This window comes from Shewanella sp. 125m-7 (assembly GCF_052977045.1).
On record NZ_JBRILQ010000009.1, the window covers coordinates 63,188 to 87,189 of the forward strand.

The 24,002-nt window shown below is 42.1% G+C and carries 16 protein-coding genes and 2 pseudogenes; 16 read left to right on the forward strand and 2 right to left on the reverse strand.

Features of this window, described 5'->3' with window-relative positions; genetic code table 11:
• The first annotated feature begins 33 nt into the window (after window positions 1-33).
• From pepN to ACVBIL_RS06475, 9 genes are all read left to right on the forward strand, one after another.
• A complete protein-coding gene (gene pepN / locus ACVBIL_RS06435) occupies window positions 34-2,595 on the forward strand; it encodes an aminopeptidase N (RefSeq protein ID WP_447166156.1) in 2,562 nt (853 codons plus the stop codon).
• 76 nt (window positions 2,596-2,671) lie between these two features.
• A complete protein-coding gene (locus ACVBIL_RS06440; protein WP_447166157.1) occupies window positions 2,672-2,902 on the forward strand; it encodes a DUF2835 domain-containing protein in 231 nt (76 codons plus the stop codon).
• Between the two features lie 317 nt (window positions 2,903-3,219).
• Window positions 3,220-5,268, forward strand: a complete 2,049-nt coding sequence (locus tag ACVBIL_RS06445) for a DUF1302 domain-containing protein (RefSeq protein ID WP_447166158.1) — start codon at window positions 3,220-3,222, stop codon at window positions 5,266-5,268.
• Between the two features lie 17 nt (window positions 5,269-5,285).
• Window positions 5,286-6,650 (forward strand): DUF1329 domain-containing protein, encoded by a 1,365-nt coding sequence (locus tag ACVBIL_RS06450; protein ID WP_447166159.1) that lies wholly within the window; start codon window positions 5,286-5,288, stop codon window positions 6,648-6,650.
• 49 nt (window positions 6,651-6,699) lie between these two features.
• Complete coding sequence (locus ACVBIL_RS06455; protein ID WP_447166160.1) at window positions 6,700-7,716, forward strand: WD40/YVTN/BNR-like repeat-containing protein; 1,017 nt, start codon at window positions 6,700-6,702, stop codon at window positions 7,714-7,716.
• A 12-nt stretch (window positions 7,717-7,728) separates the two neighbouring features.
• On the forward strand, window positions 7,729-10,032 hold the full coding sequence (locus ACVBIL_RS06460; RefSeq protein WP_447166161.1) for an efflux RND transporter permease subunit: 2,304 nt from the start codon (window positions 7,729-7,731) through the stop codon (window positions 10,030-10,032).
• A 261-nt stretch (window positions 10,033-10,293) separates the two neighbouring features.
• Window positions 10,294-15,138 (forward strand): NAD-glutamate dehydrogenase, encoded by a 4,845-nt coding sequence (locus ACVBIL_RS06465; protein WP_447166162.1) that lies wholly within the window; start codon window positions 10,294-10,296, stop codon window positions 15,136-15,138.
• Between the two features lie 59 nt (window positions 15,139-15,197).
• Window positions 15,198-16,217, forward strand: a complete 1,020-nt coding sequence (gene pyrD / locus ACVBIL_RS06470) for a quinone-dependent dihydroorotate dehydrogenase (RefSeq protein WP_447166163.1) — start codon at window positions 15,198-15,200, stop codon at window positions 16,215-16,217.
• Window positions 16,218-16,390: 173 nt separating this feature from the next.
• Window positions 16,391-16,924 (forward strand): cell division protein ZapC, encoded by a 534-nt coding sequence (locus tag ACVBIL_RS06475; RefSeq protein WP_447166164.1) that lies wholly within the window; start codon window positions 16,391-16,393, stop codon window positions 16,922-16,924.
• Window positions 16,925-16,972: 48 nt separating this feature from the next.
• On the opposite strand, the pseudogene ACVBIL_RS06480 reads toward ACVBIL_RS06475, so the two are convergent.
• Window positions 16,973-17,816, reverse strand: a pseudogene (locus ACVBIL_RS06480) (ISAs1 family transposase); the annotation flags it as partial.
• A gap of 238 nt (window positions 17,817-18,054) precedes the next feature.
• Window positions 18,055-18,654: a peptidylprolyl isomerase gene (locus tag ACVBIL_RS06485; protein WP_447166165.1), complete on the reverse strand. Its 600-nt coding sequence runs from the start codon at window positions 18,652-18,654 to the stop codon at window positions 18,055-18,057.
• Window positions 18,655-19,279: 625 nt separating this feature from the next.
• On the opposite strand from ACVBIL_RS06485, the gene ACVBIL_RS06490 reads away from it, so the two are divergent.
• From ACVBIL_RS06490 to ACVBIL_RS06520, 7 genes and pseudogenes are all read left to right on the forward strand, one after another.
• Complete coding sequence (locus ACVBIL_RS06490; RefSeq protein WP_447166166.1) at window positions 19,280-19,582, forward strand: urease subunit gamma; 303 nt, start codon at window positions 19,280-19,282, stop codon at window positions 19,580-19,582.
• A gap of 38 nt (window positions 19,583-19,620) precedes the next feature.
• Window positions 19,621-19,926: pseudogene (locus ACVBIL_RS06495) on the forward strand (urease subunit beta); the annotation flags it as partial.
• A 131-nt stretch (window positions 19,927-20,057) separates the two neighbouring features.
• The gene (locus ACVBIL_RS06500) at window positions 20,058-21,776 is read left to right on the forward strand and encodes an urease subunit alpha (RefSeq protein WP_447166167.1); all 1,719 of its coding nucleotides are present in this window, start codon (window positions 20,058-20,060) and stop codon (window positions 21,774-21,776) included.
• A gap of 40 nt (window positions 21,777-21,816) precedes the next feature.
• Window positions 21,817-22,200 carry a fluoride efflux transporter FluC gene (locus ACVBIL_RS06505; RefSeq protein WP_447166168.1) on the forward strand — a complete coding sequence of 128 codons (384 nt, stop codon included), beginning with the start codon at window positions 21,817-21,819 and terminating at the stop codon, window positions 22,198-22,200.
• A gap of 9 nt (window positions 22,201-22,209) precedes the next feature.
• Entirely contained in the window at window positions 22,210-22,590 is a 381-nt protein-coding gene (locus ACVBIL_RS06510) for a CrcB family protein (RefSeq protein ID WP_447166169.1), read from the forward strand.
• A 10-nt stretch (window positions 22,591-22,600) separates the two neighbouring features.
• Window positions 22,601-23,224, forward strand: a complete 624-nt coding sequence (locus ACVBIL_RS06515; RefSeq protein WP_447166170.1) for a hypothetical protein — start codon at window positions 22,601-22,603, stop codon at window positions 23,222-23,224.
• A gap of 44 nt (window positions 23,225-23,268) precedes the next feature.
• Window positions 23,269-23,967 carry an urease accessory protein UreF gene (locus ACVBIL_RS06520; protein WP_447166171.1) on the forward strand — a complete coding sequence of 233 codons (699 nt, stop codon included), beginning with the start codon at window positions 23,269-23,271 and terminating at the stop codon, window positions 23,965-23,967.
• Window positions 23,968-24,002: the final 35 nt, after the last annotated feature.

A 24,002-nucleotide genomic window follows, 5' to 3' on the forward strand; every position in this document is an offset into this window, starting at 1 on the left:
TTAATTAAAATTTAATAAATTAGAGGTTTATTCATGTCCCAGCCACAAGCTAAATTCCTCAAAGACTACCAAGCGCCAGATTTCCAAATTAGCCATATTGAACTGCAGTTTTTTCTTGTTGCAAAAGAAACTCAAGTTGTTGCTACTAGTAAGGTGACCCGTCAAGGTGAGCATCACAAAGCATTGGTGCTTGTTGGTGATGACATTGAGCTTTTGAGCGTTACGATTAATGGTCAGCCGGCAATGTATGAGCAGCACAGTGGCGAGCTTGTAGTTGACACGAGCCTCAATGAATTTGAGTTGCAGATAACCAATAAGTTAGACCCAGAGGCAAATACTAGCCTTGAAGGCTTATATATGTCGGATGGGGCATATTGCACTCAATGTGAGGCCGAAGGTTTTAGGCGTATAACGTACTTTTTGGACCGCCCCGATGTATTGGCTATTTATACCGTACGTATTGAAGCGGACAAGCAGGCGTTCCCTTATTTATTAAGTAACGGAAACTTGGTTGAAACAGGAGATACACAAGATGGTCGTCACTTTGCCAAGTGGCAGGATCCCTTCCCAAAACCCGCTTATCTTTTTGCGTTAGTTGCAGGCGACTTTGACCTATTAGAAGACAGCTTTACCACCTGTAGTCGTCGTGATGTTAAGTTACAAGTTTTTGTTGATAAAGGTAATTTAAATAAAGCGCATCATGCAATGGATTCGCTTAAGAAGTCGATGGCTTGGGACGAAAGTCGCTTCAATTTAGAGTATGACTTAGACATTTACATGATTGTTGCCGTCGACTTTTTCAATATGGGCGCAATGGAAAATAAGGGCCTGAATGTTTTCAATACCAAGTTTGTTTTGGCGGATAAAGCCTCTGCGACTGATGATGATTACCATGGAATAGAATCTGTGGTTGGCCATGAATATTTTCATAACTGGACTGGCAATCGCGTAACGTGCCGTGATTGGTTCCAATTAAGCTTGAAAGAAGGCTTAACAGTATTTAGAGACCAAGAGTTTAGTTCTGATTTAGGTTCGCGGGCTGTTAATCGCATTCATGCCATCAAAGTAATGAAAAACCAACAGTTTGCTGAAGACTCAGGCCCTATGGCGCATCCGATCAGACCTGAGTCGGTTATTGAGATGAATAACTTTTATACCGTGACCGTTTATAATAAAGGCGCTGAAGTCATCAGGATGATGCACACGCTTTTAGGGGAGACGGCTTTTCAAAAAGGCATGGCGCTATATTTTGAACGTCATGACGGCCAAGCGGTTACCTGTGATGATTTTGTTGCTGCAATGGAAGATGCAAGTGGGGTTGATTTAACTCAGTTTAGACGTTGGTATAGTCAAGCTGGCACGCCTCAAGTAACGGTAGAAGAGTCCTATGATGCGACTAATGAAATCTATCAACTCTCTATGTCTCAATCGACACCAGATACCCCTAGTCAAACCAATAAGTTGCCATTACATATTCCGTTTGATCTTGAGCTTATAGGCGTAGAAGGGCAATCAATTGTAAGCAAAGTATTAGACTTTACCGAAGAAAAACAAAGCTTTAATTTCGAAGAGGTGAAACAAAAACCGGTACCATCTTTGTTACAAAACTTCTCTGCGCCAATTAAATTAGAGTTTAATTATTCGATTGAGCAGCTGGTGCATATCATGCGTTTTGCTAGCAGTGAAGTCGCTAAATGGGAAGCTTCAGTTGCGTTATTTAGTCAATCAGTTTGGCAAAATATTGCCAAGCTGCAAAACAAACAGGCAATGTATATAGACCCAAGGATCTTGGACGCATTTAAGGGCGTAATCCTGTCTCAAGATCTTGATAGAGCGCTGATGGCAGAAATACTGACATTAACTAGTGCCAATGCGCTAATTGAGCAAAAAGAATCGGTCGATCTCGACAATCTACAGCTAGCCAGAGAGTTTGTGGTACTTGAAATCGCTTCTGGTTGTGAAGATGAGCTCTTAGCAATAGTGCGTGATTTAGCAGACGTGGATGAAGCCTCAAGTCGTTCGCTAAAGAATGTGTGTTTGAGCTTGTTGCTCAAAGTCGATCAAAGTTACGGCAGCCTAGCCAAGACTCAGTTTGAGTTAGCCGAAAATATGACTGATTGTTTAGGGGCATTATCGGCACTAAACAATGAAGCATCACCTATCCGTGATGAGGTGATGGCGAAGTTTGAAACTAAATGGCTTAATACTCCGTTAGTTATGGATAAATGGCTGGTATTACAGGCTTGTTTAGCCAGTAACGACTGTATCGATAGATTAATTACCTTGTTTGAGCATCAAGCGTTTAGCTTCAATAACCCTAATCGAGTTCGATCACTGATTGGTACATTTGCAGCTGGGAATACATTTGAGTTTCATCGACTAGATGGTGCAGGCTATCGGTTCCTAACCGATGCGATTATCAAGTTGAATACGCTTAACCCTCAAGTTGCCGCTCGGATTATTACGCCCCTCATTCAGTTTAAGAAGTTTGATGCGACTAGGCAGGGATTAATGAAAAATGAACTTCAACGCATTTTGTGCATTGATGGGTTATCAAAAGATTTATATGAAAAAGTCACTAAGGCGTTAGCGTAAAATATAAATTTGTCTACGAGCCTCATTCATTATCTAACCAATGGATGAGGCCCAAATATTTCATGAGAGTTTTACAGTGCCGACATCACATCAAGTATTCCAGTTCCCACTTAACGTTAGTTATCAAGAATTTCTTCCTTACTATAGAGGCGAAGTCAATAAGGTTGAAGTCGTTGATGTTAAAGGACGTACGCTTTGGATTAACGCAAGGCACTTTCGACCTTTCTTAACAAGTAGTGGTATAAAAGCGTATTTCGCAATGACAGTCGATGCTCACGGGAATCTAATTAGCCTTAGAATTAATTAGAGTAATTACTTCAAACGGACGATTACTTTAAACGAAAAGGCTTTTGTTCAAGTAGAACTAGTAAGTGTCTGTAATTAAAACGCTTATTAGTCTACATCCCCTGCTAGCTAAGATTACCTCATGCTGATTTAAATACACCCTTCACAATCCGCATCAATCTCTCTCTTAAGTGACGAAATCTTTTGAAGATTTTCCATGTTTCAACCTTGCTCGCCTCGTAAAATTGCTGTAACAATAGTGTTACCTGTAAGCTAACAGCATGTTGGTTAACAATTCCTATAACAAAAGAATCCAGCAGGTTACGGAGAGAAGCTAAAATGAAAAAGGTTAAAAACGGCTTAAATAAGTCGACGCTTGCTTTGGGGATAGTCGCGGCGCTCGGTTTTGGCATAACAAATCAGGCCAATGCGGTCTCATTTAATTGGGGAGAAGTAGAAGGAACATTCGATTCAACATGGACTGCTGGTGCAAGTTGGCGAACAGAAGGTCGAGATTGGGATAATCAAATCGGTAAGGTGAATCATCCACAATTTGATTGGTCTGGCTATTCAGCATTCGGTAACACCAAATACAGCGCCGCTGAGATTTGGGCGCAACCTGGTTCTTATTCGAGTAACGGTGATTTAGCCGATCTGCTATATACGCAAGGTGATACGACTTCAGAGATTGTTAAAGGACTACATGAGCTTTCTTTAAAGTATAAGAATTTCGGTGTATTTGCTCGTGGTATGTATTTTTACGATCGTAAGGCAAATGATGGAGACTATGGCTATAGCAATCCATTAACAGGCAAAGAGTACGATCCTTGTGAAGATAAAAAAGCTTCAGAAGTCCAGTGTAAAGATATACGTCTACTAGATGCTTTTGTTTATGCTGACTTTGACTTTAACGATGGTGCAAACCCACTGACCATTCGTGTAGGTAATCAAGTTGTCTCTTGGGGAGAAAGCACACTGATTGCACACGGAATTGGTGTCATCAATCCAGTTGATTTAAATATTCTTAATGCACCAGGCGCAGAACTTAAAGAAGCCTTTAGACCACAAGGTATGGTTTGGGCGTCATTTGGCGTGACTGACAATTTATCTGTTGAAGGTTTCTACCAATATGATTGGGAGCCTGTTTGGGTTCCAACACCTGGTTCATTCTTTTCGACTAATGACTTTGCAGGTTATGGTGGTTATTACCAGAATGCGCAGCTAGGTTTTAACGCAAACCCAGATATGGATCTCGACTTCTTGTTGTCTGAATACAATACCCTTGTTGGTATGGTCGGTTCTGCTGCTGTTGATCCCGCAGATTTGGCTAAACTTGCACTGGCTTATCCAACAAAAGCAACGTTAGTCGAAGATCCTGCATCGGCAAGTGATGATGGCCAGTGGGGGGTAAAGCTCGGTTATTACTCACCGGAGTTGGGTGAAACTGAGTTTGGTTTGTACTACATGAACTACCATAGCCGTCGTCCACTTATTAGTGGTACTACGGCAAACTTTAACGATGATGCAATAGCTCGCGATTTACAACGTCTTGGTGGCAAAGCACAGTCTGGTGAAGCCATGACGCGTGAAGATCTGTTAGCACTTGAGACGTTCTCAAAAGCACAGATTGTTTACCCTGAAGATATTCAGTTGATGGGTGTGAGTTTTAATACGTTAGTCGGTGACACTTCCGTTGCGGGTGAAATTGCCCATCGTTTGGATGAACCGTTACAGATTGATGATGTCGAATTACTTTTTGCCGCCATGCCACAACAACTAGCCAATGCGGGAATTCGTCCCGATTTCGATGGCATTTCACAAGTTGAAAACTACGGACCGGGTGAATATGCTGAAGGCTTTATTCGTTTAGATACCACTCAAGCACAGACGACATTTACTCATCTATTTGGCCCCACTTTCGGAACCGATAACCTGACCATGCTGGCAGAAATCGGCGGCGTGTGGATCCATGATATGCCAAGCCATGATGAGCTGCGTCTAAATGGTCCAGGAACTGCTCGTTCAGGTGGTAACCCTGACATGCCGGGGATCATTGAGGCGGTTCATAACGGGCCTGAAACGAATCCTTTCCCAACTGATTTTGCCTGGGGTTATCGCCTCGTTGCAAAAGCTGACTACAACAATGTCTGGGGCGGTGTGAACATTGCGCCAAGAGTGATTTTCTCTCACGACGTTGATGGTATCACGCCAGATCCTATGTTCCTGTTTACAGAAGGCAAAAAATCAGTGGCTTTAGGCGTTAACTTTGACTATCAAAGTCGTTGGGGCGCTGATATCTCTTACAACACCTTCTTTGGTGGGGTAGGGACGACAAATTCAATGGCTGACCGAGATTATGTTTCGTTCAACATTAAGTATTCAATCTAATCACAAGGACAATAACAATGAATAAACTTGCGATATTGCCTGTAGCAGTGATGTTTGCTTTAAGCGCACCCAGTGCTTTGGCTAAAGTTTCTGAAGCAGATGCAGCAAAATTAGGCACAGAATTGACCCCGTTAGGTGGTGAGAAAGCGGGTAACGCTGACGGCTCTATTCCTGCGTGGGATGGTGGTATAACTAAACCTGTAGCGGGTTACAGTAAGGGAATGCATCACCCTGATCCTTTCCCAAGCGACAAGATTGAATTTACGATTACTAATGCTAATAAAGATCAGTACAAAGAATTTCTATCTGATGGTCAGATAAAGCTGTTTGAACTCTACCCAGAAACATTCAAGATGAATGTTTACCAAACACGTCGCTCAGCATCTGTACCTCAGTTTGTATATGATGCGACTAAAGATAATGCAACCCGAGCCGAGTTAATTGACGGCGGTAATGGTATTACTGGCGCCTCGGTCGGTATTCCTTTTCCTATGCCTGAAAATGGCCTAGAAGTGATTTGGAACCATGTACTTCGTTTCCGTGGCGTCGACATTAAAACCTCTCGTAGTCAAGCGGCTCCGACTGCTGGCGGGAGTTATACCTTGGTTGAAACTGCTGAAGAGATCCGTTTTCAGTATTCTCGCCCTGAAATGACCCTAGATAAGCTTTCTAAAGACAATACTCTGTTCTTCTTTAAACAAGTTGTGACTCAGCCGGCGCGTTTAGCGGGGACAGCGTTACTGGTTAAAGAAACAATGGATCAAGAAAAACTGCCTCGTCAAGCCTGGACATACAATACCGGACAACGCCGAGTACGTAAGGCGCCAAACGTTGCTTTTGATACCCCTGGCACCGTGTCTGACGGCCTGAGAACCACAGATGATTTCGATATGTTTAACGGCTCGCCTGTACGATACAACTGGGAGTTAGCGGGTAAGCAGGAGCTTTATATCCCATATAACGACTACAAGCTGCACTCAGACAAGCTTGAATATGAGCAAATCATTACACCGGGTCATATCAATCCTGAGTTTGTCCGTTATGAAAAGCATCGTGTTTGGGTAGTGAAAGCAACGCTTAAGGACGGCATGCGTCATATCTATAAGGCTCGTACTTTCTATATCGATGAAGATTCATGGCAGGTTTCTGTTGCCGATCTTTATGATAATCGTGATGAACTTTATCGTGTAGCCGTCGCTCATGGATTGAATTATTACGAAGTGCCTACCCAGTGGAGTACCTTAGAAGTATTCCACGATTTGCAATCACGTCGTTATATTGCAATGGGTCTAGATAACGAAGGACGTATGTACGATTTCGATGCCAAGCTAAGTGAAGCTAATTTCACACCAGCAGCATTGCGCCGCGCAGGTATTCGTTAACCCCAAAAATAGAGGGGCGCAAGCCCCTCTCTATTTAAAGGAAGTTTGTATGTCGTTTAGCATGCTTCGATTTATCTCAGCATTGAGTGTATTAAGTCTTATTCAGCCTAGTTACGTATTGGCTCAAGAGAATAAGTTAGAACAACAAATTCAACCTCTTGCAGCAAACTCTCTCGTTTTAGATATCGTAAATAATCAAAAAACTTTGGTTGCCGTGGGCGAACGAGGACATGCCTTTGTTTATCAAGACAGTTGGAAACAAGTTAGTACGCCAACGAATGTCTTATTGACTAAAACCTTTTTTATTACGCCTAATAAGGGATGGGCGGTCGGCCATGACGCAACCATTCTCCATACTCAAGATGCAGGGCTGTCTTGGACGTTACAGATGCAGTCAGAAAAGATTGAGAAACCTTTTTTAGATATCTTATTTTTTAATGAACAAGAAGGGGTAGCGATAGGGGCTTATGGATTGTTTTATCGTACATTAGATGGCGGTGAGACCTGGAATAGTGAATATCATCAAGAATTACTCTTTGAAGAGGATGTGGCTTATCTTGAAGAGTTAAAAGCAGAAGATGAAGCACTCTATCTTTCTGAGCGCAGTGCATTGCTGCCTCACTTTAATCGAATTATTCCTGCAACAGATGACACCTTGATTATGGTCGGTGAGCTTGGCTTGGTTGCAACATCGACCGATCGTGGATACAGCTGGGAAAAACAGGACTTTATTTATGAAGGTTCATTGTTTAACGCTGCCGTAGTAGGCAATAACGTTTTTGTTATGGGTCTTAGAGGTAATGTCTTTTCTTCTGATTTTAGCTTAGTCAATTGGCAAAAAGTGCCTTTACCAGTGGACTCAACCATTAATGCTGGCTTTAAAATCGGAGAGGATACGTTGCGGGTTGTGGGGAATGCTGGTGTCATTATCGACATTTCCGTAAAGGGTGACAGCCAGCTGGTAGAGCAACGACAAGGTGAAAACTTGGTCGCTATTGCCGAGGACTCAGAAGGGAACTTATGGGTTGCCGGTAATAAAGGTCTCATCAAATTAGAACAAAAATAATAGGACCTTACTATGTTAGATAAATTAGTTAATGGATTCGAATCTTATCTATTCCGTCATAGAGCTTTTGTCATATTTCTATTTGCGATCGCGACGGTTTTTTTAGGGTTACAAGCAAGTAATCTGAAAATGGATGCGGCATTTGTAAAGAACATTCCGCTTAACCATAGCTACATGCAAACTTATTTAAAGCATCAAAAGCAATTTGGTGGTGCAAATAGCATTATGGTGGCGGTTGAAGATACCAGCGGTAATATCTTTAACCCCAACTTTTTCGATGCATTAAAGAACGTACACGACCAGTTATTTTTTATTCCTGGTGTAGACCGAGCACAAGTTAAATCTCTGTTTTCGCCTTCAACAAGATTTACCGAGGTAGTGGAAGATGGATTTGCCGGTGGGCCAGTGATCCCCGCTGACTTTTCTACTACAGAGCAGGGCTTAAAAGTCGTTCGCGGCAATATCGAGAAGGCCGGTATTGTTGGACGATTAATCGCTGAAGATTATTCTGCTGCAATGGTTAGTGCACAGCTGATGGATTTTGATCCGCAAACAGGCGAAGCGCTTGATACCTTAGCCTTTGCTGAGCAACTTGAAAAAGAATTACGTGAACAATACGAAACCGATGAAATCAAAGTTCATATTATCGGATTTGCTAAAATGGCTGGAGATGTGGCGGACGGTGCTAAAGGCGTACTGTTATTTTTCTTAATCGCTATTTTGGTCACCGCTGTGATGGTTTACTTCTTCTCTAAATCTGTTGCGCTAACCATTTTACCGTTAGTGTGTAGCTTAATCGCGGTTATTTGGCAATTAGGTCTGTTAACCGTGGTCGGCTTTGGTTTAGATCCTATGTCGATACTGATCCCATTTTTGGTCTTTGCCATTGGTGTCAGCCACAGCGTCCAGATGATTAACGCCGTTAAACGGCGAGTGACCGACGGTCAAACGACTAAGGCCGCAGCAGCATTGGCATTTAGAAGTTTGTTAATCCCAGGTGGCGTAGCACTGTTGTCTGACACCATAGGTTTTATGACCCTACTCGCCATTGATATTGGCATTATTAGAGAATTAGCGATTTCTGCATCTTTAGGGGTGGCAGTGATTATCTTGACTAACCTGATGTTGTTGCCGCTGCTTATCTCTTATACCAGGGTAACGCCAAACAAGGACAAGCAAGGTGACACTCCAAGTAAAATCTGGTTAACACTATCAAAATTTGCAACGCCAAAATATGCGGTGTGGGTGTTGATTGTAACTGGGATCCTTTATGGCGTAGGGCTTCAACAGGCCAACAACATGAAGATTGGTGATTTGCAAGGCGGTGCACCAGCGCTACATCTTGATTCTAGATATAACCAAGATACCTTCTTTATTACCGATAAGTTTTCAATTACCACAGATGTAATGACGATTATTGTTGAAGCATTCCCAGAAGCTTGTACTTATCATTCTGTGTTGACTCAAATTGATGATTTTGAATGGCAAATCAGTAATACCCCAGGAGTTGAAGCAACAGCAAGTCTCGCATCTGTGGCTAAGCGCGTTAATGCAGGCTTTAATGAAGGTAACCCTAAATGGAGCGTACTGCCGCGTACAACGGCGAGTTTGGTGCAAGCTGTTGGGCGTGTACCAACAACTTCAGGTCTACTTAATAGTGACTGCTCAGTAATGCCGGTTTACTTGTTTCTTAAAGATCATAAAGCTGAAACTATTGAAGTAGTCATTGCTAAAGTTAATCAACTGCAGCAGCAGATGAACAACGATAAAATTCAATTTAAATTAGCATCAGGTCCTGTAGGAGTGATGGCGGCCACTAACGAAGCGGTTGCTGAAGCTCAGTTGCCTATGATGCTTTATGTTTACGGCGCGGTATTTTTACTTTGTTTGATTAGCTTTAGATCATTACGAGCGACGATTGCGGTGATTTTGCCTTTATACGTGGTATCTACGTTAGCGCAGGCATTGATGACTCAATTAGATATTGGCTTGGCAGTAAGCACTTTGCCGGTGATAGCACTCGGTGTGGGTATTGGTGTGGATTATGGTATTTATATCTTATCGACCATGGCGGTTCGCTTAAGAGATGGCATGCCAGTACAGCAAGCCTATTATGAGGCATTGGTTGAGCGTGGAAGCGCAGTGATTTTTACCGGGTTAACCTTAGCAATTGGCGTAAGCACTTGGTTCTTTTCGGCGCTAAAGTTCCAAATGGACATGGGAATATTACTGACATTCATGTTTTTAGTGAATATGTTGGGGGCAATAATTATATTGCCGGCAATAGCAGCCATGTTTTGGCGGCAGCCCAAGTAGAGTCGATAAAGGAGGAGCATTGGCTCCTCTTTTTTTATGCATAAAAACACGTTATTGGCGATTGATATGTCATTAGTGTGAATTAAATCCCTGCTAGGTTAATTTCAATGAGGATGTACCACTAAAATAGTTCTCGAAATATGGTGAGTTTAGTAATAAACTTCGCGCTATGACCTAGGTCACACAAAAGGCTCAGGTCCGTTTGATAAGCATCCATAAAAATTAAAAAGCGCTGCCAAAGACCCCTAAGGAAATAGCAACATGGCCTTGAAAGATGCAATGCCTTCAGTACTGCTCGAAAATGTAGTCAACCTAATTCACGCTAAAGTACCCAATTTACAAGCTAAACAAGTAGAACAGTTCGCTACTTGCCTCTATGCGCATATGTCGAAAGACGACCTCAATGCGCGCAATGACAGTGACTTATATGGCGCTGTTTTGAGTCAATGGAATGCCCTGAATAAGACCTCCGTCGGGGAAGGTCACATCAGAGTCTTCAATCCAAGCCAAGCCAAACATGGTTGGCAGTCAAGCCACTCTATTATTGAAATTATTCAACCAGATATGCCTTTCTTGGTTGACTCTGTTGGCATGGCTATTAATCGATTGGGCATCACGGCACATATGATATTGCATACGCCGATGGCGATTGAGCGTAAAGATGGCGCGGTGACCCGCGTTAGCTATAGCTCAAATGAACAGGGTAATGTCGATAAAGTCGCTGTTTTCTTAATTGAAATTGATAGACAAAGTAGTGACGATGATATTAAAGCCCTGACTAAAGAAATCGAGTCAGTGATAGGTGATGTTGCCGCCGCCGTTAATGATTGGGAAGCAATGTCGTTAAAACTCAGTGATACGATTGCAGAGTTAGCCGACCGTCCTTATCCTGGTACCAAAGAAGAGCTTAGTGAAGCTAAGAATTTCTTATCTTATCTCAATAATCATCACCTAACATTACTGGGTTATCGTCGATACGATCTACGCAGAGTAGAAGGCGATTTAGAGTTAGTCGCTGATAAGTCTACCAGCTTAGGTTTGATGACAAAGTCTTCAAAAGCTAAAACTGAAACGGGATTATTACTCTCTAGTTTTTCTGAGAGTGCCCGTAAAGAAGCCCTTGATAACAGCTTATTAGTATTGACTAAAAGCAGCGAAAAGAGCCGCGTCCATCGACCTGCATATGTCGATTACATCGGTGTAAAGCGTTTCGATGAACAAGGCAATGTGGTTGGAGAAGATAGATTCATAGGCCTTTACGCATCGAATCTTTATAATCGTAGTCCTCGTGAAATTCCATTACTAGCCGAAAAAGTACAGCGAGTATTGGACAATTCGGGTCTAACACCGCGTTCTCATGATTATAAAGCATTAATGCATATTCTTGAGACATTACCACGCGATGAGTTGATCCAAGCAAGTGTGCAGCAATTAGCCTCTATCGCACACGGCGTGCTTGAAATGCAAGATCGTGACAAGCTTAAATTGTTTGTCCGTAAAGATGGCTTTGGCCGTTTCTTCTCTTGTCTCGTTTATGTATCAAAAGACAGATACAACACCAAATTACGTGAAGATACTCAACGTATTCTTGCTCAACACTTTAATAGTACAGAAGATGTTGAGTTTACAACATATTTCTCCGAATCTACGTTGGCAAGAACGTATTACATCATCAAAGTTGACAATAATAATATGGACGTCGATGTGGCAGCGATTGAGAATAATTTGACAGAAGCAGCTCGCTCTTGGGAAGACAAACTAGCGAGCGCGGTGATCAGCGCTCAAGGTGAAGAGTTAGGCAATGGCTTAATTAAACGTTACGTAGATGCATTTCCACGTAGCTATAAAGAAGATGTATTACCGAGCTCATCAGTAGTTGATATTCAACATCTTGAAGAACTCGATGATGAGCATAAGTTAGGTATGTTGTTCTATCAGCCACAAGAAACTGCGTTGAAGGATAATAAGGTTCGTTTAAAGCTTTTCCACAAAGACGAGCCTATCCACCTTTCTGATGTGTTACCAATGCTTGAAAACTTCGGTCTACGCGTTATTAATGAAAGACCATATGAAGTTAAAACGGGAGATGGTGCAACATACTGGATCTTAGACTTCTTGATGACTACGCAAAATGTGGCGACTGATGATTTAGCCGATAGTCAAGAACGTTTCCAAACAGCATTATCGCAAGTGTGGAAAAAAGAGCTAGAAGATGACGGTTTCAACCGTTTGGTTCTTGCTACGGGTCTGACAGGACGTGAAGTGTCAGTGCTGCGTGCTTATGCTAAATATATGCGTCAAATCGACTCTACATTTAGCCAAGCTTATATTGAGGAAACCTTCTCTAGCTATCCTCAAATTGCCGACCTGCTGGTTAAAATGTACATCCGTAAATTCAATCCTAAGTTGAAGACTCGTACATTAAACAAGTTTATTGAACAGATTGATCTGCGCCTTGATGACGTATCCAGTCTGGATGACGATCGGATTATTCGTCGCTATTTAGATTTAATTAATGCGACCAGTCGTACTAACTTCTATCAGCTAGCTGAAGCGGGTTTACCTAAAGCATACATTTCATTCAAGTTTGAGCCTGCATTGATCCCTGAGATGCCTAAGCCTCTGCCTAAGTATGAAATCTTTGTCTATTCGCCACGCGTTGAAGGTGTTCACCTTCGTGGCGGTAAAGTTGCACGTGGTGGTTTGCGCTGGTCAGACAGACGTGAAGATTTCCGTACTGAAGTGTTAGGTCTCGTTAAAGCTCAGCAAGTTAAGAATACCGTTATTGTTCCTGTTGGTGCTAAAGGTGGCTTTGTTTGTAAACAACTACCTACAGATGGTGACCGTGAAGCATTCTTTGCCGAAGGGCAAACGTGTTACCGCTTATTTATTCGTGGCTTACTCGACATCAGCGATAACATTATTAATGGTGAAGTCGTCGCACCAGAGAATGTCGTGAGACATGACGAGGATGACCCCTATTTAGTTGTTGCAGCCGATAAGGGCACCGCAACCTTCTCTGATATCGCAAACGAAATTGCTATCGAGTATAACTTCTGGTTAGGCGATGCATTTGCTTCAGGTGGTAGTAATGGTTACGACCACAAGAAGATGGGTATTACTGCCCGTGGTGCGTGGGAATCTGTTAAACGTCATTTCCGCGAAATGGGGGTTAACTGTCAAACAACAGATTTCACCTGTTTAGCCGTTGGCGACATGGCGGGTGACGTATTTGGTAATGGCATGTTGTTGTCTAAGCACACTCGTTTAGTTGCTGCTTTTAACCACATGCATATCTTTATTGATCCCAATCCTGACGCTGCGACTAGCTATGTTGAACGTGAGCGTTTATTTGCGCTACCACGTTCTAGCTGGGAAGATTACAACAAAGAGTTAATTTCCAAAGGCGGTGGCATATTCTTACGTTCTGCGAAGTCAATTCCATTATCTGCGGAAATGAAGAAGATGCTGGGCACGCAAAAAGCGTCGATGGCACCACTTGAGTTACTGAAAGAACTGCTGAAGATGCAGGTAGATCTTATCTGGAATGGTGGTATCGGAACTTACGTTAAAGCAACGACTGAATCTCACGTTGAAGTGGGGGATCGCGCCAATGATGCGATTCGCGTCAATGGTAACGAGGTTCAAGCTAAAATTATTGGTGAAGGTGGTAACTTAGGTTGTACCCAATTAGGCCGTATTGAATACTGCGCTAATGGTGGTCGTATGAACACTGATTTTGTTGATAACGTTGGTGGTGTTGATTGCTCTGATAATGAAGTTAACATTAAGATTTTGCTTAACGCCTTAGTCGCTGACGGTGAGATGACGCTTAAACAGCGTAATCGCTTGCTAGAAGAGATGACTGATGAAGTCAGCCGTATTGTGCTACAAGACTGTAAAGACCAAACTCGTACGATTTCGGTCACGCAAGTACGTGGTGCAGAACAGCTTAAAGAGCAAATTCGCTTCATTCACCATCTTGAGAAAGAGGGTAAGCTAGACCGAGCACTTGAGTTCTTGCCAAATGAAGATGAGCTTGCTGATCGTCTAGTAAACGGCAAGTCACTCACTCGTCCAGAGCTATCTGTACTAGTTGCTTACGCTAAGATGGTATTGAAAGAGCAGTTATTAACGTCAGAAATTACTGAAGATAGCTTCTTGAGCCAGCTTTTAGTTGAGTATTTTCCTAAGCAGCTGCAAGAAAAGTATATCGACAACATGGCATCGCATCCATTGCGTGGTGAAATTATAGCCACCTCATTAGCCAATGAATTGGTTAATGATATGGGACTTAATTTCGTTCAACGTATGCAAGATGAGACAGGTGCCTCAGTAGCTGAAGCTGCCATTTGTTATACTATGGCTCGCGAAGTATTTGGTTTAGCTGATTTAACTAAGTCTATTACTGATTTAAATGGTGTCATTCCAGCTGTTGTACAGTGTGAAATGTTACATCAGTTGCGCCGTAATATCCGTCGTGCGAGTCGTTGGTTCCTGCGTCATCGCAACCGTACCTTGAATATCGAACAAACAATTGAGTTCTTTAAACCTGTATTTGATGAATTAAAAGAAAGCGTACATCAATATATGGTCAATGAAGAGGTTGAGGGTATTCGAGCGGAATCGAACGCATTGATCAAAGAAGGTGTGCCTGAAGATGTGGCCATGGTTGTGGCGAATGTCAGCACCTTGTTCTCGGCATTGGATATTGCACAAATCTGTGCTCTAGAAAGTAAGCCTGTACCGTTAGTTGCTGAAACGTACTTTAAGCTTGGTGCAAGTGTTGATTTACACTGGTTCCTTGAGCAAATCAGTGCGCAACCAGTGACTAACCATTGGCAAGCATTAGCAAGAGCGGCCTTTAGAGAAGAGCTTGATTGGCAACAGCGTTCATTAAGTTCTGTGGTTTTAAGAACTTGCACTGAAACCTGTGATGCGAATAAGATCATTTCAGAATGGATTGAATCAAATCAGAGTCTATTGGAACGCTGGTTCCATATGCTTGCTGACTTCAAGACTTCGCAAAGCCATGAGTTTGCAAAGTTCTCTGTAGCCTTACGTGAACTTAATCTTTTGATCCTTCATTGTGAAGGTCAAAAGTAATCTGATTTAAATCAGAAGCCCTGGCAGATGCTGGGGCTTTTTTCGGTCTAGGAGAAAACATGTTTTATAAAATCGCACAAAAGTTCATGTTTCAGATGGATCCAGAATTAGCGCATAATTTTGCTATCGGCAGTTTAAAGTCTACGGGTAATTCGCCTTTAAATTACTTTTATGCGCAAAATATTAAGCCAGCGCCTGTCACTATGATGGGACTGACGTTTCCAAATCCAGTAGGTCTTGCCGCTGGCATGGATAAAGACGGTGAATGTATTGATGCATTTCATGCTATGGGTTTCGGCCATATTGAAGTTGGCACAGTAACACCGCGTCCACAGCCAGGTAACGATAAGCCACGCTGTTTTAGATTAAAACCGGCTAAAGCAATTATTAACCGCATGGGATTTAACAACAAAGGGGTAGATAACCTAGTTGAAAATCTAAAAGCAGTTAAAACCAATGCAATGGTTGGGGTTAATATTGGTAAGAATAAAGATACCCCAGTTGAGCAGGGCAAAGAAGATTACTTGATCTGTATGGATAAAGTTTATCAATATTCTGCTTATATTGCCGTGAATATTTCTTCTCCTAACACACCTGGTTTGCGATCGTTACAATATGGCGATCTGTTAGATGATCTTTTAGGATCTCTAAAGGAAAAGCAGAAAGAGCTTGCTGAAAAACATGGTAAGTACGTACCAATCGCCCTAAAAATCGCACCAGATTTATCAAGTGAAGAGATCGAAAAGATAGCTGAAGCCTTGATTAAGAGTGAGTTTGACGCTGCAATTGCAACAAATACAACCCTAACTCGTGATGGTGTTAGCGGTTTATTGAATGCTAATGAAGCGGGTGGGTTAAGTGGTAAGCCATTGAATTCATTGTCAACATTGGTAATCAAGCAGTTGGCTGAATGTTTGAAAGGTAAACTTCCAATTATTGGTGTTGGTGGTATTAATGCCGCAGAAGATGCGTTAGATAAATTAGATGCTGGTGCTGAAATGGTGCAGATTTATTCTGGATTTATTTATCAAGGGCCAAAATTAATTAAAGATATTGTCGAAGCATATCGAATTAAATAATGTGAATTCGATCTAATACTATTATTCGGTCGTAAAACGATCATTTCGATCTCAACAAGATCTTAATGATCGTTTTTTATTCAATCACTTAAATTCATATCGAAAAAAATTTATTTTGATATTGATGAAATAATCATCTATTATCCAATTGTATCTAAATAAAGGTAAACGTTATGTTATTAATGCCAAAAAGGGATTGGCAGTGGGGATATAATGAAGCGCATGGAGTATTAAGCGTTTCGTTAGGGGATGATATGGAGTTTTTATCGCCCTATAAGTTAAAGTCCCTAATACCAGATGCCAAAGAAACAATGGAGTTTAGTGTTGAACACGCTAAGTTCTATATTGACTTGGTCGACCGTTTATCAAAGTCACTGTCATTGAACGATGCACTATTAGTTCAAATAGCATTGAATGCCACCGCGGCACATTTCTTATTAAAACCGCAGATGCCTAAATCTTGGTTTTTTAATGTCTCACACCAATGTGTTTATAGTGAAGTGGGTAAGCTATTTCAATTAACAACCAGTGAACATACTGCACTTGTCATGGTCATCGAGTCTGGTTTACAAGCCTCATTAGTGATGATCATGTCGACAGAGTGTCGGTTAACAGATTCTAAAAAGCTTATTCAATTTGAAACGATAAAAGTGATGCATGATAGGCTTGCACCCATATCTAATCAAAGACAAGTCAACGCTGCCTAACCCACAGGGCAAGATCATGAGTGTTTGTTTTTTGCTCATAACGTTGCAACCAGCGATAAATAGCTTCTCAAGATAGTCGATATTCATCGCTGCAATCTTTTGTTTCCGACGAATACTCGCTTTCTTTGTTGTTCCGCACACTATATGCTTAATGCAGGCCAAGTTTTCAGCCGCGTTACCACGATAAATCTGACACCCTTCTTTATTCATTGATACATCCAATATCCAATGTAAGTTGTTTTCTATCCCCCAATGCCCTCTTACTGCATTAGCAAAACGCTCCTGCGTTAGTTCCGCTGAGCTGATATGGTAGCGATACTCTAGCGATACTCTAGCGATTCCTTACCTGACTTTTCAAGACGATAACTTATTGCTACAGCATTAGTTTTTAGACCTTTTCACTGAGGGAAATCAGCGGCTAACATTTCTGCTGGGAGCACATGATGTTTTCGTGCCTCTATTCGTCCATGACGCTGTTCGGTACTGGCGTTATCAACGACAATGTTCCGCTAGCATTTTCCGCAGTTGATTGCCTATCATCAGGTCATAGGAGCCACGTACCTTTGCCGTCTATAGCTATTAACTCACCATCACTGCGCTGTGAGATAGTTTTCTTCGACTTTTATGCAGCGCTGAAACTCTTTCGGCGCCAATCTAGAAATGACTCGTGCAATCGTGTCGTGAGCAGGAATACCTTGCTTAAACATACCTTTACTCTGCAACTAACCAAAATGAGCTTCTGCAAAATTCTCAATATCTTCTCAGCCAATTGCCCCGCGATTGTTGCGCATATGGTCAGGAACAAAATATCGAATAATGGATAATTAATTTTGGCTGATTGGCGGGGGTCTTTAAGTTCAGCAAAATGTTGAGAAAAAGCGTCGACAGTCATGATTACGACTCTAGAAAAAGAGAGTATATGATCACAGCTCGAACGGTAGGTCAAATCAGATTTTATTGTTCATAAATCCTTCGCGATCTGACCCTGGACTCCCCCCTGTCTCATTAAATATTTGATTATTCATCGAGATAAATTGAGTTATTAAAATCTTAACGATAGTGATTCAATACAGCCAAAAAAGATATTAATGAGGCGATCAGTTTATATTTGAACGCCTGATTAGCTATGCTTAATTGCTTGCACAACTTGTTTCAATAACTGAATTAATCAATATTTCTGATAAAGGTACGTCATTGACTCCAGTGTTAACAATGCTTATTTGATCGACCACATCCATCCCTTTAATAATTTTGCCAAATACCGCGTATCCATAATTTGAGCCTGATGCATCAAGTTGTGGATTATCGAGTACGTTAACGAAAAACTGAGTCGTTGCTGAGTCCGGAGCGTTTGTGCGCGCCATTGCAATGGTGCCGCGTTCGTTGCTAATGCCAACATTAGCTTCATTAACAATCGGTTCATTCCCTGGTTTAGCGACTAAGCCGGTATTAAAGCCACCACCTTGAATCACAAAGTTATTTATGCTGCGATGAAATAGTGTTCCTGGGTAGTAATCACTATCGACGTAATCTTTAAAATTATTGCCAGTAACAGGCATATTGGTTAAATCAATCGCTAATGTCATATCCCCCATAGTTGTAGACATGATATAGCAGACATCGGCTTGAAGCTTCGGCGCTTGTACTGGAGGCGGAGGTGTTTCAGTACTATCGCTTCCGCCACAAGCAGTTAAAGCAAGACAAAGTAGCAGAGGAAGTGTTTTTTTCATAAGGTACTCACTTTTAAAACTCGCACAACGTATGTAGTGAAAGCGTGTTTATTGTTATTTTTGTGTGAGTTTTTATTTTAAGGGTTTCTATCTGCAGATCAATGAAATGCCTGTAATGGTTACAAAGTGTCGCATCTTGGTATTAATAGGATGAGACATCAATAATTTTGCTGTGGGAAAAGTGTAATTTGCTAACAAACGCATTCTATAAATTTTTATACAAATGTAGAAATTAAGTTCTTCGGGTCTATGTCTGAATAAGCACAGATCAAGGCTTATTTAAATAGCTCCTATTCACAAGCAAATCTTAACACCACTCATAAAATTTAGGCCAAGGTTTTACGGCGAGTCATTTTTTTGGAGGGGCACATCAGCTTATGTAAGGTTAGATAGCGGGTCTAACCCACGAAGAGCTACACATTATATCGACTTCTATTATCGTTAACGTTTGGATTGCTCCTCCTTTTTAGATGAAAAATGGGCTTTTTTTTATAAAGTTGGTCATATCCACCATCACTGACTACTCTTAATTCCTGAATACAACGATAAAACAAATGATTTCAATAAGCACAAAAAACAGTCGATTTAAGCGTGGAACACCAGACTAGGCTAAGGAGAAGGCGGTATGCATCTAACCCCGAGAGAAACAGATAAACTATTAATTTACATGATGGCTAGCGTGGCGTTAAAGCGTAAAGATAAAGGCTTGAAATTAAACCATCCTGAGGCCGTGGCAGTTATTAGCGCCAGTGCATTAGATGGTGCCAGAGAAGGCAAAACGTTAGAAAAAGTAATGGAAGAAGCCAGGCAAGTATTAGGTCAGGAAGATGTGATGCCTGGCGTCACTGATATGATCCCTTATGTTCAAGTCGAAGCCGTTTTTACTGACGGTAGTCGCTTGATCACTGTGCACGATCCCATTCAATAACGAGGTTAGTCATCATGGCCAATAAAAGTTCAACTGATATGACAGGTATTGCCGTTGGTGGGTTAGTCCTTGGTAAAGGCGACCTAGAGTTCAATGCCGGTTACCCAACCACCGAAATGAAAGTCAGAAATACCGGCGACCGGCCAATACAGGTTGGTTCACATTTTCATTTTTTCGAAGTTAACTGCAACCTCGAATTTGACCGTGAAGCTAGCTTTGGTAAACGGTTGAATATTCCGGCAACTACCGCATTACGTTTTGAGCCCGGTGATGAGAAAGAAATTTCACTAGTACCGTTCCAAGGTAAGCAGAGGGTAATAGGTTTTAATAGTTTAGTTGATGGTTGGGTTGGTAATGAGCATGACCACAGTTATCGTCCGCGTTTATCCGAAGCGATTGAAAAGGTGAAGCGTTACGGGTTCAAAAATAAGTCATAAACCTATCGTCAGCAGGATAACATTTTACGGAGCATATCATGCCAAAAATTTCCAGACATCAGAATGCAGATCTATTTGGACCGACCACTGGTGATAGAGTTCGGCTTGGTGATACTTGCCTACTAATTGAAATCGAGAAAGATTTACGAGTATATGGTGAAGAGGCTGTGTACGGTGGTGGTAAAACACTCCGTGATGGCATGGGCTATGACTGCGAGTTGACTAGCGCCGCAGGATCCCCCGATTTAGTCATTACTAATGTCACTATACTTGACGCTGTACAGGGAGTGATTAAAGCTGATGTTGGCATTAAAAATGGTCATATTTGTGGCATAGGTAAAGCAGGTAACCCCTCCATCATGAACCAGGTTACCCCAGGGCTCGCGCTTGGGCCAGGTACTGAAGCAATTTCAGGCGAACATTTAATTCTAACCGCGGGTGGTATTGATGCCCATGTTCACTTTGTCTCACCACAACAAGCTGAACATGCACTCAGTAACGGTATTACGACCTTGTTTGGTGGTGGAGTAGGACCAAGCGATGGAACGAATGGTACAACCATTACTCCCGGTGTCTGGAATATTGAAATGATGCTGCGCGCTTTTGATGAATGGCCTGTCAATGCGGGGTTAATGGCGAAAGGTAACTGTTCAGCTGCTGCCCCCTTGTATGAGCAAGCTAAGGCTGGGGCTGCCGGTTTTAAAATTCACGAAGATTGGGGAAGCACACCAGGGGCAATTCGCAACGCATTAGCGGTAGCGGATAATCTGGATATCCAAGTTTGTATTCATACCGATACACTTAATGAAGCCGGTTTTGTGGAAAACACCATTGCTGCCTTTGAAGGCCGCACAATTCATACTTACCACACCGAAGGTGCAGGTGGCGGGCACGCGCCAGACATTATCAGGGTGGCTAGTTTATCTAACGTTTTGCCCAGTTCAACGAATCCAACCATACCCTATGGCATTAACTCTCAGGCTGAACTGTTTGATATGACGATGATCTGTCATAACCTCAGTCCAAAGATTCCGACTGACGTGGCCTTTGCTGAAAGTCGGATCCGAGTCGAGACCATTGCGGCAGAGAATGTGTTGCACGATATGGGTGCTATATCCATTATTTCCAGCGATTCACAAGCGATGGGCCGAGTAGGTGAAACCTGGTTACGCGCTATTCAGGCTGCCGATGTGATGAAGAAATCTCGCGGTAAATTACCTGAAGATAGTACTAACAATGATAATTTCCGCGTATTACGTTATGTAGCCAAAGTAACAACTAATCCTGCTATCGCGCAAGGTATTAACCACATTGTCGGCTCTGTTGAAGTCGGTAAACTAGCAGATTTGGTGCTATGGGATCCGGCATTTTTTGCTGCCAAACCAAAGATGATTATTAAAGGGGGCATGATTTCATGGGCATTAATGGGAGACCCTAACGCCTCACTTCCAACACCTCAGCCCGTCACTTATCGTCCTATGTATGGCGCAATGGGCGCGGCGAAGCAAGCAACCCGAATCACCTTTACCTCACAATGTGCACTAGATGATGGTGTAGTTGATAAATATCAGCTCAAATCACGGGTTGAAGCTGTCTATTCTACGCGTACAGTGACTAAGCAGCATATGATCCGTAATAACGCCACGCCAACGATCGAAGTGGATCCTGAAACCTTTGCTGTAACAGTTGATGGTGAGAATGCCACTGTTGAGCCGATGGATTCTATTGCATTGAGTCAACTGTACTTTTTTAGCTGATTAGAGGTGCGGGCAACCCCGCTCGTAGGAGTGGCAAAACATGACTGGATTAGATGTTATGTGGGTAGGTCTAGGTGGTGGAATCGGTTCTGTGCTGCGATGGTTAATGGGCCGTTGGGTTGGTACCTGGTATCACGGTAGCTTTCCTACCTCGACTTTTATTTTAAATGTATCGGGGGCATTTGTTATCGCTTATTTATCGGTCCTTTTAGGGGTTGATTGGCAAAATCGATATGGTGCCCCCCTTAATGCATTGATATTAACTGGCATATTGGGTGGCTATACCACCTTCAGTTCAATGCAATTAGATGCATTAAAGTTAGTCGAGGATAAACAGCGCCTGATGGCCGTTTTTTATCTGCTAACTTCAGTTGGTGTTGGTTTTATTGCGGCTGCGGCAGGCATAGCATTAGCCCTTATCTAAGGTGGATATATGTATGGTCTAGCACTTGTTGTTTTTATTGGGGGGGCTTTGGGCGCTATGGTTCGTGAATTTATCATGTTGGCAACCCCGCCTTTAGCGGATGGTTTTCCACTGGATATTTTACTCGCAAATATACTGGCGTCATTTTTACTTGGTCTTGCAACGGCTCATCACCGTTTAAAAAATATTTCAGATGAACTCATTTTACTGTTTGGTGTTGGTGCTATGGGAGGGATGTCGACCTTTTCCAGTTTTGCCTATGGTGCGGTAAGTGAATTAATGAAGCCCGGTGGGTTAATCATTTCGGTGGTGTATATGCTGTCTAGCTTGGTACTGGGTTTTATTGCGGTATGGCTTGGCTTGCAGCTGGCAAAAGAAATTAAGGAATAGGGACATAGCTATGATACTTGTTGAAAAAATTGTTGGAAATAGCACGGAGCCAAGTTGGATAAATGCCTTAGAGGGCTACGAAATAGATTATTTAAATTTAGAACAGTGGGAAGCACCAAAAAATAGGATCAGAAAAAACTCGCAACGAGGCTACGAAATTGCCATCTCGTTACCCCGAACGGAACAATTGAAAAATAAAGATATTATTTATATTGATGAAGTCAACAAAGTCGTAGTGATTACCCAGATTGCTTTAAAGGATGTCATGGTTATTCATTTGACTCAACTAGAAAAAATAGCGGAATGGCAGCGTTTATTGTTTCAATTAGGTCACGCATTAGGTAATCAGCATTGGCCAGCAATTTTTAAACATAACTGCGTTTACGTCCCCTTTTATGTCGACCGGAAAATTATGACGTCGGTGATGGGGACTCATGCTTTTGAAGGGCTAACGGTTGAATTTAAGGCCGGTGATGACGTTGCGCCATTACTGGAAGCCAATGAACTCAGGTTGCTCTTTGCTGGTGCTGAAGCGTCCACCCATAAACATCATATAGCAGCCGAAGATGAGAATAATCACGAACATAACCATGAGCATAAACACGATCATAAACATAGCGATACAGCGCATTAAGCAAATAGCCATTGAGCCTTAGCTATCGATTACAGGAGTAATAAATGATGCCAGCGTTAACGCTTACTCAATTGGTTAGAATGGTGCAACTGACTGACTCTGCATTACCCATAGGTAATTTTGCCTTTTCCAATGGTCTAGAATCCGCTTTACAAACAGGTATTGTCCGCAATGCGGCGGACCTTAAATCATTTACAACCGTCGCGCTAAATCAGAGTGCGAATATGGACTGTATTGCATTACTTCATGCCCATCGTGCGGCCTTACACCGTGATATACCGACATTGATTAATATTGACAATGAACTCTGGTGTCGACGTGTTGGTGACGAGCAACAACTAATGATGCGCCGTATTGGCCGTAAGTTTCCAGAGCTGGTTGATAAAATTTCATCGACTCCGTTACTTAAGGAGTGGTTGCAAGCGATCACTCAAAAACATACTCAGGGGACATTTCCGGTGAGTCATGCGGTTATTTTTGCCGAAATGGGCATCGGGGAGCGGGAAACCTTCGCCGTCCATCAATATGGCGTGGCTTCTATGATCTTAGGAGCTGCAATGCGACTAATGAAAATTGATCATTATACCACGCAAAAAATACTGTTTGAGATCAATGAAACGCTTGATGCCAGCTATGACAACATAGCCGATAAGTTACTGGATGATATGAATTCTTTTGCCCCAATACTTGATTGTTTAATCGGACATCACAATCAGGCTCACGTCAGAATGTTCATGAATTAACCTTCAGTTAATCACACCATTAGAAAAGGATTGAA